The sequence below is a fragment of the Frateuria sp. sgz306004 genome (genome assembly GCF_057750885.1).
Genome location: NZ_JBYLFE010000006.1, coordinates 268,475 through 280,577, shown reverse-complemented (window position 1 = coordinate 280,577; position 12,103 = coordinate 268,475). Strand labels below are relative to the sequence as shown.

General features: G+C 63.9%; 8 protein-coding genes. 6 read left to right on the top strand and 2 right to left on the bottom strand.

All coding sequences use genetic code 11. The annotated features are described in order from the left end of the window. Nucleotides 1-6: 6 nt before the first annotated feature. The 5 genes from AC3G2C_RS14930 to AC3G2C_RS14910 all read left to right on the top strand — a co-directional run bounded on the left by AC3G2C_RS14930 (nucleotide 7) and on the right by AC3G2C_RS14910 (nucleotide 7,596). A complete protein-coding gene (locus AC3G2C_RS14930; protein WP_488385415.1) occupies nucleotides 7-3,021 on the top strand; it encodes a TonB-dependent receptor in 3,015 nt (1,004 codons plus the stop codon). 110 nt (nucleotides 3,022-3,131) lie between these two features. Further along, nucleotides 3,132-4,589, top strand: coding sequence for a glucoamylase family protein (locus AC3G2C_RS14925; protein WP_488385414.1), 1,458 nt, complete (start codon nucleotides 3,132-3,134; stop codon nucleotides 4,587-4,589). Between the two features lie 3 nt (nucleotides 4,590-4,592). Next, on the top strand, nucleotides 4,593-5,903 hold the full coding sequence (locus tag AC3G2C_RS14920; RefSeq protein ID WP_488385413.1) for a sugar ABC transporter substrate-binding protein: 1,311 nt from the start codon (nucleotides 4,593-4,595) through the stop codon (nucleotides 5,901-5,903). Beyond that, on the top strand, nucleotides 5,900-6,778 hold the full coding sequence (locus AC3G2C_RS14915) for a carbohydrate ABC transporter permease (RefSeq protein WP_488385412.1): 879 nt from the start codon (nucleotides 5,900-5,902) through the stop codon (nucleotides 6,776-6,778). Before AC3G2C_RS14920 ends, AC3G2C_RS14915 begins: the two co-directional genes overlap by 4 nt. Further along, nucleotides 6,775-7,596 carry a carbohydrate ABC transporter permease gene (locus AC3G2C_RS14910; protein ID WP_488385411.1) on the top strand — a complete coding sequence of 274 codons (822 nt, stop codon included), beginning with the start codon at nucleotides 6,775-6,777 and terminating at the stop codon, nucleotides 7,594-7,596. Before AC3G2C_RS14915 ends, AC3G2C_RS14910 begins: the two co-directional genes overlap by 4 nt. Before the next feature lie 6 nt (nucleotides 7,597-7,602). On the opposite strand, the gene AC3G2C_RS14905 is transcribed toward AC3G2C_RS14910, so the two are convergent. Then, complete coding sequence (locus AC3G2C_RS14905) at nucleotides 7,603-8,694, bottom strand: ABC transporter ATP-binding protein (protein WP_488385410.1); 1,092 nt, start codon at nucleotides 8,692-8,694, stop codon at nucleotides 7,603-7,605. A gap of 151 nt (nucleotides 8,695-8,845) precedes the next feature. Between AC3G2C_RS14905 and AC3G2C_RS14900 the strand changes: the two genes are divergently transcribed. Continuing rightward, nucleotides 8,846-10,198 (top strand): GH1 family beta-glucosidase, encoded by a 1,353-nt coding sequence (locus AC3G2C_RS14900; RefSeq protein WP_488385409.1) that lies wholly within the window; start codon nucleotides 8,846-8,848, stop codon nucleotides 10,196-10,198. Between the two features lie 84 nt (nucleotides 10,199-10,282). On the opposite strand, the gene AC3G2C_RS14895 is transcribed toward AC3G2C_RS14900, so the two are convergent. Next, nucleotides 10,283-11,926 (bottom strand): LTA synthase family protein, encoded by a 1,644-nt coding sequence (locus tag AC3G2C_RS14895; protein ID WP_488385408.1) that lies wholly within the window; start codon nucleotides 11,924-11,926, stop codon nucleotides 10,283-10,285. Between the last annotated feature and the right edge of the window lie 177 nt (nucleotides 11,927-12,103).

The window sequence follows — 12,103 nt, the reverse complement described above, 5'->3', positions numbered from 1 at the left end:
GGAGCCATGAAGTTGCTGCATCTCAAGAAGAAACTGCTCGTCAGCTTGATCACCGGCTCGGTGATCGCCACGGTTGCCGCTCCCACCATTGCGTGGGCGCAGACCGCGAACGCGACGCTGCGCGGCAAGGGCCCGGCCAACACCGAGGTCACCGCCAAGAACATCGCCACCGGCGCTGTGCGTCGCACCAAAACCGACGCCCAGGGCGGCTACGCACTGGTCGGCCTGCCGCCGGGCACCTATCAGGTGGACGCGGGCGCGGGCACCGAGCGCAACGTCACGCTGACTGTGGCTTCCACCGCGACGCTCGACTTGAGCCAGCCGGCGCCCGCCGCCAATGCGGCTGAAGCGAAGAGCCTCGGTGGAGTGACGGTGTCGGCCACCACGCTGCAGGAAGTGAAAACGCCGGAAGTGGGCTCCACCATTTCGCTGCGCCAGATCGACACCATTCCGCAGGTGTCGCGCAACTTCCTGGAGTTCGCCGATACCGTGCCGGGCATGGTGTTCTCGGTCGATTCGGCCGGCCACACTTCCTTGCGTGGCGGTGCTATGAATAATAGCTCTGTAAACGTTTACATCGACGGCGTGGGTCAGAAGAGCTACGTCAAGGAAGGCGGTGTGAGCGGCCAGGGCAGCAGCCAGGGCAACCCGTTCCCGCAGTTGGCGATCGGCGAGTACAAGGTGATCACCTCCAACTACAAGGCGGAGTACGACCAGCTCTCCAGCGCCGCGGTGACCGCGCAGACCAAGTCGGGCACCAACGAATTCCACGGCGAAGCCTATTACCGCTACACCGACGACTCGTTCCGCGAGAAGACGCCGGCGGAAGAAGCGGCCGGCAAGAAGACGGCGTCGAACGAGAAGGAGTACGGCTTCGCTGTTGGCGGCCCGATCATCCAGAACCAGATGCACTTTTTCATGGCGTACGAAGCCAAGCGCTTCGACACGCCGGTGACCGTGGCGCCCAGCTCCGACGGTGCGCCGGGCGTGCCGTACCTGCCGGCTTCCGCGGCCAGCCAGTTGGGTCCTTCCAACCTACCGTTCCAGGAAGACCTGTACTTCGCCAAGGTCGACTGGGAGCCCACCGACCGCGACCGTTTCGAGATGAGCGCGCAGGTGCGCAACGAAACCCAGCTCGATGGCATGGGCAGCGGGCAGCAGAGCGGCCCGCAGGCGGCGTACAACATCAAGAACGACGACAAGCGCTATTCGCTGCGTTGGCAGCATAGCGGCGAGGCGTACTTCAACGAGTTGCTGTTCACCTACGAAGACGCCAAGAACGCGCCCACCGCGGTCACCCAGGGCAATGGCTACGTCTACACCTGGCAGCGCCCCACCGATGATCCGATCATCGTGATGGCGGGCGGTGCCAACCCGCTGGCCACGCAGAACAAGGGCCAGCGCGGTCCGGCGTTGCAGGAAAGCCTGACGCTCAACGATCTGCAGTGGAACGGCGACCACGTGGTCAAAATGGGCGTGAAGCTCAAGGACGTCACGCTCAACGCAGCAGACGCGGCCGACATCAACCCGCAGTTCTATTACAACGTGACGCCGGATGGCACGGCGAGCACGCCGTACAAGGCGTTCTTCACCAAGCCGGTGCTTGGCCTGGGCCTCACGCCGACGGTTACCACCAAGAGCCGACAGCTGGGCACCTTCATCCAGGACGACTGGGCGGTGAACGATAAGCTCACGGTGAATCTTGGCGTGCGTTGGGACTACGAGCGCACGCCGTCCTACGTGGACTTCGTGACGCCCGCCAACGTCATTGCCGCGTTCAATAGCCAGGACCCGAATGCGCCGGCCGGCCAAACCTACGCGCAAACCCTGGCCAAGGGCGGCGTGAACATCAACGACTACATCAGCAACGGTCACAACCGCTCCGCCTATAAAGGCGAGTGGCAGCCGCGCCTGGGCTTTTCCTACGACCTCAATGGTGACGAGGAGCATGTGATCCACGGTGGCTACGGCCGCGCCTACGATCGTGACCTGTACGACTACCTGCAGCTGGAAACCACCAAGTCGGCGCTGCCGCAGTACACGATCTACTTCAAGGACCCGGCCACCGGCCTGTGCCATCGCAACAGCACGCCGTGCTACGACTGGAACCCGGCGTTGCTTAATGGCCTGCCGAACTTGCAGGCGCTGATCGGCGCGGCGTCCAACGCTGGCACCGAGGTGGACATGCTCAACAACAACCTCAAGGCGCCGTACTCCGACCAGTACAGCCTGGGCATGTCCAACCAGATCGGCCAATGGCACACGGACGCCACCGTCACGCGCATCCTCAGCTATGACGGCTTTGCGTTCACGCTGGGCAACCGCTATCCGGATGGCTCGTTCTTCAAGAACAACAGCCAGCCGTGGGGTAATGGCATCCCGGGCTTCGGCGCGCTGATCATCGGCAACAACGGCATTGCCACGCGCACCACGCAGCTCCTGTTGTCGGCCGAGAAGCCGTATGACAAGGCTTCGGGTTGGGGTGCCACGTTTGCCTACACCTACACCAACGCCAAGCAGAACCGTGACATCAACGAGCACTACTCGTTCGATTACGCCACCGTCCAGGATTACCCGTTCATCACCTCGAATGCGGCCTCCAAGCACCGCTTCGTGGCCACGGGCAACATGGACGGCCCGTGGGGCACGGTGATTTCGGCCAAGCTCACCCTGGCCACGCCGCTGCCGTACAACGGTATCGCCTGCTACTCGGGCGTGACGCTGGCCAACGGCAGCAGTTGCCAGGCGGTGGCAGCCATTCCCAGTGCTTCGCGCTTCCTGCTCGGCGGCAAGATCTGGGGCTACCGCGATATCGACCTGCAGGCCACGAAGGACTTCGACTTGGGCAATGGCCTGACGCTGTACGGTCGTTTCGACGTGCTGAACGTGTTCAACTGGCACAACTACTCTGACTACCTGACCACGTTTGCACCGGGCTCCACGTCGGTGAGCTACAACCCGACCGGCAACATCACGTTTGTGCCGCGTACGTTCAAGTTCGAAGTGGGTCTGAAGTTCTAAGTGTCACCGTTCGCGCAGCCGGCCTTCCCCCTCCCCTTGGGGGCCGGTCTGCCCCCGGCGGCGGGTGCCCCATGGCATCCGCCGCCACCTTTTCAAAGAGAGTGATTGCCATGCGTCCGTTCCTGCGTTCCCGTCTTCTCCCCTTGGCCGCCAGTGCCATGTTGGCCTGGGCCGGCGGTAGCCAGGCGGAACCGGCGCAGCCTGCGCAGTACGCCGAGTTGCCGGCGGCGCAGAAAGCGATGGTCGATGATCTGCAAAAGCGCACCTTCCAGTGGTTCTGGGACAGCGCCGATCCGCAAACGGGCCTGGTGCCTGACCATTACCCGGGTCCTTCGTTCGCTAGCATCGCCTCGTCTGGTTTTGCGCTGACTGCCTACGGTGTGGGCGTGGAGCGCGGTTACATCACGCGTGAGCAGGCAGTGGATCGCACGCTCGTCGCGCTGCGCTTTTTCAACGAAGCCCAGCAGGACGGCAGCGAAGACAACGCTACCGGCTTCCACGGTTTCTACTACCACTTCCTGGACATGAAGACCGGCAAGCGCTTTGCGCGATGGGTGGAGCTATCCAGCGTGGACACCACGCTGCTGCTGGGTGGCGTGCTGTTCTCGCAATCCTATTTCGATCGCGATACGCCCAAGGAAAAGCAGATCCGCGACCTGGCCGACGCCATCTATCGCCGCGTGGACTGGCCGTGGATGCAGGCACACTCGCCGCTGATCAGCATGGGCTGGACCCCTGGCGGCAAGTTCATCCCGTCCGACTGGAAGGGTTACAACGAAGGCATGCTGGTCTACGTGCTGGCGCTGGGCTCGCCCACGCACCCGGTGGGCGACAACGCGTGGCCGGCCTGGACCAAGACCTATCCCGAGCATTGGGGTGAGTTCCAGGGACGCACGTTCCTGAACTTCGCGCCGATGTTCGGTCACCAATACAGCCATGTCTGGATCGATTTCCGCGGCATCCAGGACACCTGGGCGCGCGAGCACCATACCGACTACTTCAAGAACAGTCGCGAAGCGACTTACGCGCAGCGCGCCTACGCCATCGCCAACCCCAATCATTGGAATGGCTACGGGGAGAACGTGTGGGGACTCACGGCCTGCAACGGTCCTGGCGACGCAGTGGTGAAGCGCGACGACGGCAGCACGCGCGCCTTCTATGGCTACACCGCGCGCGGTGCAGGCATCGATTACATTTCCGACGATGGCACCATCGCGCCTACCGCCGCCGGCGGCTCGATCGCCTTCGCACCGGAGATCGTGGTGCCCGCGCTGATGGAGATGAAGGCACGCTACGGCAAGGACATCTACAATCGCTACGGATTCGTCGACGCGTTCAACCCGAGCTACGGCACCGACATGACGCCCAAGGAAGGACGCGCGGTACCCGGCATGGGCTGGGCCGACGACAAGCACATCGGCATCGACCAGGGTCCCATCGTGGTCATGATCGAAAACTGGCGCAGCGATTTCGTATGGCAGGTCATGCGCAAGAACCCGTATGTGCGCAAGGGCCTCAAGCGCGCCGGCTTCACGGGCGGCTGGCTGGACGAGGCGCCCGGCAAGTAAGCCATGCACCAGTCCACGCGCAGCCTTGGCGAGCGAATCCGGCGCGGCCTGCTTGCCGCGCTGGGGCTGGCATGGCTGGCAGCGTGCACACCGGCAGCGCACGAGCCGCGCACGTTGGTGTTCTGGACCATTGGTCGCGAAGGTGAGGCGGTGCAGAAGCTGCTGCCCGACTTCGAGCGAGAGCATCCAGATATTCGCGTTACCACCCAGCAGTTGCCACTGAGCGCGGCGCACCAAAAGCTGCTAACCGCCTTTGCTGGAGATTCCACACCCGACCTGACCCAGCTCGGCAACACCTGGCTGCCGGAGTTCGCCGCGCTGGGGGCGTTGGAGCCGTTGCAGGCACGTGTGGACGCTTCGCCCGTCGTCCAGCCGGACGATTACTTCGCCGCCATCTGGGCCACCAACCGCATTGATGGCGTGCTTTATGGCGTGCCTTGGTACGTGGATACGCGCCTGTTGTTCTATCGCAGCGATCTGCTCAAGGCCGCGGGCTTTGCCTCGCCGCCGCGCGATTGGCACGAATGGCGCCGCGCGCTGGCGGCGCTCAGTCACCCCGAGCGCGGTGTCTACGGCATCCTGCTGCCGACCAATGAGTTCGAGCAGCTCATGTCACTGGCCTTGCAGCAGCCCGATCCGTTGCTGCGCGATGGCGATCGCTACGGCAACTTCGAAAGCGAGGGTTTCAAGCGCGCGTTGGCCTTTTACGTGGATATCTTCCGTTCACGCCAAGCACCCGCCATCACCGCGATGGAGGCGGGCAACCCTTGGGATGAGTTCGGCCGTGGCGTCTACGCCTTCTATTTTTCTGGGCCCTGGAACATCGGCGAGTTCCGTCGGCGTTTGCCGGCCTCGCAGCAAGGTGATTGGTCCACCGCGCCGTTGCCAGGGCCGGTGGGTCCGGGAGTGGGCGCGGCGGGTGGTTCAAGCCTGGTGATCTTCCGCCACTCCGCCAACAAAGACGCGGCCTGGGCGTTGATCGAGTATCTATCCCGGCCCGACGTGCAGCAGCGCTTCTACGACCTGCTGGGCGATATGCCAGCACGACGCAGCGCCTGGGAGGGTGAGCGCTTGCGCAGCGATCCGCAGGTGCGGGCCTTTCGCGAGCAGCTCGAACACGTCAAGCCCACCCCGGCAGTGCCGGAGTGGGAGCGCATCGTCAACGAAATGCAATTGGTGGCCGCCGAAGCGGTGGCGGGTCGCCTCACGGTGGATCAAGCGGCGGCGGAGATCGATCGCCGTGCCGATCGCATTCTGGAGAAGCGTCGCTGGGTGCTTGATCATGACCACCGCGCGCAGGCTGGTGCGCCATGAGTCCGCGTCGCGCTGCTTGGTGGTTCCTTGCGCCGGCCCTGGTGGTGCTGGGTGTGTTCTTCGTGGTGCCGGTGCTGGCGGCGCTGCTGCTCAGCCTGACTGATTACGACCTATACGCGCTGGCGGATATCCGCCATTTGCGCTTCGTGGCGTTGGGCAACTACTGGGAGTTGCTGCATCAGTCGCGCTTCTGGGCGGCGCTTGGGCACACGGTGTACTTCGTAGCGGTGGGTGTGCCGCTTTCCATGGGGGCGTCGCTGGGCGCCGCCTTGCTGCTGAATTCACCCTTGGCGCGTGCCAAGTCGTTTTTTCGTACCGCGTTGTTCGCGCCGGTGGTCACCACCGTGGTGGCCGTGGCTGTGGTGTGGCGTTACATCCTCAACACCAAATACGGCTTTGCTAATTACGTGCTCGGCTCGCTGGGTATCCATCCGGTGGATTGGTTGGGCGACCCGCACTGGGCGATGCCAAGCATCATCCTATTCGCCGTGTGGAAGAACTTTGGTTACAACATGATCATCTTCCTGGCCGGCCTGCAGGCGATTCCTGCGGACCTTTACGAGGCCGCGCGCATTGACGGCGCCTCGGTGCCGCAGCAGTTCCGCCATATCACCCTGCCGATGTTGCAGCCGACCCTGCTGATGGTGGCCATCCTTACCGTATCGGGCTACTTCCAGCTCTTTGCCGAACCCTACGTGATGACCTGGGGCGGCCCGCTGGAGAGCACCACCAGCGTGCTTTACCTGATGTACAACGAGGGCTTCCAGTGGTGGAACTTCGGCACCGCGTCGGCGGTGGCGTTCCTGTTGTTCGTGATCATGTTCGGTGTGACGGCACTGATGCTGCGGCTGGGTCGCCGTAAGGGGGCGTTGTGAGCCAGCGTGCGGCCAAGGCGGTGATCAACGGCTTGCTCATCGGCGCTACGGTGGTGGCGCTGTTTCCTTTGCTGTGGATGCTGTCGGTGTCCTTCATGCAGCCAGGGGCGGCCAGCGCTTTGCCACCGCCGCTGTGGCCGAGCAATCCCACGCTGAGCAATTACGAAGCGCTGTTCGTGCGCGCGGGCATGGGGCGCTACTTCCTCAATAGTCTTTTCATCGCCGGCGCCATCACGGTGCTTTCGCTGGCTTGCAATCTTGCAGCGGGCTACGCCTTTGCCAAGTTACGTTTTGCCGGGCGCGAACGCTTGTTCCGTACCTTGCTTGGCCTGCTGGTGATACCGGCGCAGGTGGCGATGCTGCCGCTGTTCCTGCTGCTCAAGTACCTGGGGCTGGTGAACAGCTACGCGGCAGTGATCATGCCCGCCATGGCGACAGCCTTCGGCATCTTTTTGGTGCGCCAGTACGCGCGCAGCATTCCGGATGAGCTGCTGGAGGCCGCTCGCATCGATGGCGCGAGCGAGGCGCGCATCTTTGGTCAGATTGTGTTGCCGTTACTCAAGCCCATCATGGTCACGCTGGCGATCTTCACGTTTCTCACCGCATGGAACGACTTCATGTGGCCGCTGATTGCCCTGACTGGGCAGGAGCATTACACGCTGCCCATCGGTCTCGCCTCGCTTTCGCGCGAGCACGCGCAGGACAGCGAGCTGATGATGGCTGGCTCGGTGGTTACGGTGATTCCAGTGCTGGCCTTGTTCCTCGCGATGCAGCGCTACTACATCGAAGGCCTGTTGCTGGGCAGCGTGAAAGGCTGAGCGGGGTCAGCCGATGCGAGCGCCGGTTTCGGCGTCGAAGAAGTGCAGGCGCCCCGGCGTCAACGCAAAGGGCAGGGCGCTGCCCGGTGTCGGCAATGCCCCTGGCGGCACGCGCGCCACCAGGGCCTGGGCGCCGTGATGCAGGTTGAGGAACATCTCGTTGCCGATGGGCTCCACCACGTCGAGCACGGCGGTGAGCGCAGCTGCGCTCGGCTCGCAGGGGCGCAGATCCTCCGGGCGAACGCCCAGGATCAGCTCGCGCTCCAGCCACGCCTGCAACGGGGCGGCCTGTTCGTCGGACACGCCCAAGGGCACGTCGCCCTGCGCCGTACGCAGCTGCCAGCCGTCCATGCGATGCAGGCGGCCGCGCCACAGGTTCATCGCCGGCGAGCCCAGAAAGCCTGCCACGAACAGGTTGGCCGGCTGCTCGTAAAGCTTCATCGGCGTATCGATCTGCTGGATCTTGCCGCCATCGAGCACCACGATGCGCTGGCCCAGCGTCATCGCCTCCACCTGGTCGTGCGTGACGTAGATCATGGTGGCGCCAAGCTGGCGATGCAGGCGGGCGATTTCCACGCGCATGGACAGGCGCAGCTTGGCATCCAGGTTGGACAGCGGCTCGTCGAGCAGGAACACCTTGGGCTCGCGCACCAGTGCGCGACCCAACGCCACGCGCTGGCGCTGGCCGCCAGACAGCGCGGCGGGCAGGGCATCCAGGCGATGCTCCAGCTCCAGCAGTTGCGCGGCCTGGCGCACGCGTGCGTCGATCTCGCCCTTGGGCTTGCCGCGCAGGCGCAGGCCGAACGCCAGATTCTGCGCCACCGTCATGTGCGGGTAGAGCGCGTAGTTCTGGAACACCATGGCGATGTCGCGATCCTTGGGCGACACCTCGTTCACCACGCGCCCGTCGATGCGCAGCGTGCCGTCGGAGATCGTCTCCAGCCCCGCGATCATGCGCAGCAGGGTGGTTTTACCGCAGCCGGATGGGCCAACCAGTACCAGCAACTCACCATCGGCGATGTCGAAGCTGGCCTCATCCACCCCCACGTGTCCGTTGGGATAGACCTTGCGTACCCGATCCAGATTCACAGTTGCCATCGACGCTTGCCACTCCTTTCACGGGCGACGCCGAATGCGTTGCCCCCTCCGAATGTGAGCGTACCCGCTGCACATTCGGGGGCCGCTCGGCTATTCTCGTCATGTAATCGTTTACATCAAGCCGCACTGCGGCATAAGGGGACCCTCCCAGATGACCCACAGCTATCGCTTTCCGGCGGACTTCCATTGGGGTGCCGCCACCTCGGCCTATCAGATCGAAGGCTCTCCGCTGGCCGACGGTGCGGGCCCGAGCATCTGGGAGCGATTCGCGCACACGCCCGGCATGATGGCCAATGGCGACACCGGCGACATCGCCTGCGATCACTACAACCGCTACAAGGACGACGTGCAGCTGATGCGCGCGTTGGGCTTGGCGGGCTACCGCTTCAGCATCAACTGGGCGCGCGTGCTGCCGGAAGGCACCGGTCGCATCAACCCCAAGGGTTTGGACTTCTATTCGCGCCTGGTCGACGAGCTGCTGGAAAACGGCATCGAGCCCAACATCACCCTGTTCCACTGGGATTTGCCGGCGGCGCTGGACGATCGCGGCGGCTGGCTCAACCGTGACATCGCCCATTGGTTCGCCGAATACGCCGGCGTGATGTTCAAGGCGCTGGACGATCGCGTGAAGCGCTGGTCCACCCTCAACGAACCCTGGGTGGTGACCGACGGCGGCTACCTGCACGGCGCGTTGGCGCCGGGGCATCGCAGCAAGTACGAAGCTCCCATCGCTGCGCACAACCTGATGCGCGCCAGCGGCGCGGGTATTCAGGCGTATCGCGCGCTGGGCAAGCATGAGATCGGCGTGGTGTTCAACATCGAGCCGAAGTACCCGGCCAGCGACAGCCCGGAAGACCTGGCCGCCACGCGTCGCGCGCATGCGTACATGAACGAGCAGTTCGCCGACCCCGCATTGCTGGGCAGCTACCCGCCGGAACTCAAAGAGATCTTCGGCGCGGCCTGGCCGGATTTCCCCGCCGAGGATTTCAAGCTTACGCAGCAGAAGGTCGATTTTGTCGGCCTCAACTACTACACCCGCGCGGTGGTAAAGCACGACCCGCAGCAGTATCCGCTCAAGGCTTCGCCGGTGCGCCAGGCCAACAAGACCTACACCGAAACCGGTTGGGAAGTGTTTGAGCAGGGCTTCACCGATACGCTCACCTGGTTCAAGCAGCGCTACGGCGACATTCCCCTGTTCGTCACCGAGAACGGGTCGGCTTTCTACGATCCGCCGGTGGCCGAAAGCGCGGTGCTGGACGATCCGCTGCGCACGAACTACCTGCGCAAGCACCTCAAAGCGATGCATCGCGCCATCGACGCTGGCGTGAACCTCAAGGGCTATTACGCCTGGTCGTTGCTGGACAACCTCGAATGGTCGTTGGGCTTCGGCAAGCGTTTCGGCCTGTATCACGTGGATTTCGCCACGCAAAAGCGCACCCCCAAGGCCACGGCCAAGTTCTACGCCCAGGTGATCGAAACCAACGGTGCCGTGCTGGACGACTGATCCCGCGTCACGAATGCCGTAGCCCGGAAACGACATCGGCGCGAACGCAAGCGTCCGCGCCGATGGAATACTCGCTGAGCTGGCTTACTGATACACGTGCAGGCGATCGAAGATCCACGCGTGGTACGACTTGAGAAGCTCCGGCTGCGCGCAATCCATGTACAGGCCATTGCAGCGCGTGCGCAGCGCGATGGCCGCTGAGAAATACGGGTCGGTCGGCAGGTCGGCCGCCTGCAGCACCATGCTCGGTAGCAACGCGATGTCGAGCATCGGGTAGCGCGGTAGCGGCGCACCCTTAAAGTTGCTCTTGATCATGTAATAGGTCAGGTAGTCCTTGTATGGCGACAAAGCTTCCGGCCAGGTGCGTGGCATCTGGCGGATCAGGCCGCTGAACGACGGCTGGTGGTCGCCGAAGTGCACGATCACCGTGGGCTGCTCACGATCGAGGAAATCGTGTTCCAGGCCGCGCATGGCCAGGTCGGAGTTGCGCAGGTTCGACAGGTAAGTGTTGAAGTTCTGCGCCTGGTGCGCGTCGAGCCCCTTCAGCACGCCCTTGTTGAACGGCGCCGGCAGCGACGACTGCGGGTCGGTGTCGTGCGGGCCGTGCTGGGCCAGGGTGAGGATCATGATGAAAACCGGCTGGCCCGGCTTCTTCACCTTGTCGTACACACGCTTGGCCGCATCGAACATCTGCTTGTCGGTTTCCTCCCACTCCTCCAGGCCGAGTTGGCCGGCATCGTAGAACTGGTCGAAGCCGTAGGCCGTGTACGCATTGCGGCCGTTGAGGAAGCTGCCGTTGGTGGGATAGATCGCCACCGTGAGGTAACCCAGTCGCTGCAGTTGGCGCGGCAGGCTGTCCTGCACGTGCGGCGCGAGCACGTAGGGCGCGTACATGCCGCCGGGGCCGAAGATGTCCTGCGGCATGCCGGTGAGCGTGGCGAACTCGCTCACCCAAGTGCCGCCGCCGAACGTGTGCACGCGCATCGGGCCGGTGGCACGGGTGCGCGCGTCCGGCTTGAACATGCCCACGCGGCACTCGGGCACGTTGCAGCGGTCGAAGTTGGCCGGGTTGAAGGTGCTTTCCTCAAGCACCTGCACGATGTCGGGATAGCTCTCAGGCGAACGAGGCGTGGCGGCCGGTTCGCCCGCGGCGGTGGCGCCCCATTCCTGTTCGGCCACCGCGCCGTCGCTCATGGAGGGCAGGCGGATGTCCGAGTCGCTGAAATTGACGAAGAAGTTGGTGATCTGCGCGTCGTCGGAGAGCTTTTCCCACACGTTCTTGGCGTGCACTTCCGCAAACGGACCATCCGGCAGCAGGCACACCCAGAATGCCACGGCCCACAACGCCACGCCGCCGCTGCGCAGCATCCAGGCGCGACGCCGACTCACATGGGCCAGCATGCGCCGATCCCAGCGCCACACTGCCCACAGCACCAGTGGCGTGATCACGCCGATCAGTAGGCACAGCGTCCACAGGTGGGGGTAATGGCCGAGGGTCTCGACCAGGCTGCTGCGCGCGTAATAGACGAAGTCCGCCGGCATCAGCGGCGAATCCAGGTAGCGCAGCTTGAGTACGGAGAGAAAGTTCAGGCCCAGGAACAGCCCGCCAGTCACCACCAGGGCGGTGGCCGGGCGCGCAAAGGCAAACAGCAGTACGCCAAAGGCGCACACCATCAGCGCGATGACGAACGCTTGTTGCAGCAGTTCGGGCTCTCGCAAGGCGGTCATGCTGACGCAGAACAGGAAGAACCCTGCCGCGCACAGCCATGGACCACTCTTCCGCAAGAATGAAAGCGGTTGTCGCGGCATGGTAAGGAAAGGCCCCCTGTTCGGCCTCGGTGTCATCGGAGCGCAATTCTACGGTCTTGTCATCGTCACAGGCACAATGGCCGGCAACGGACAAAC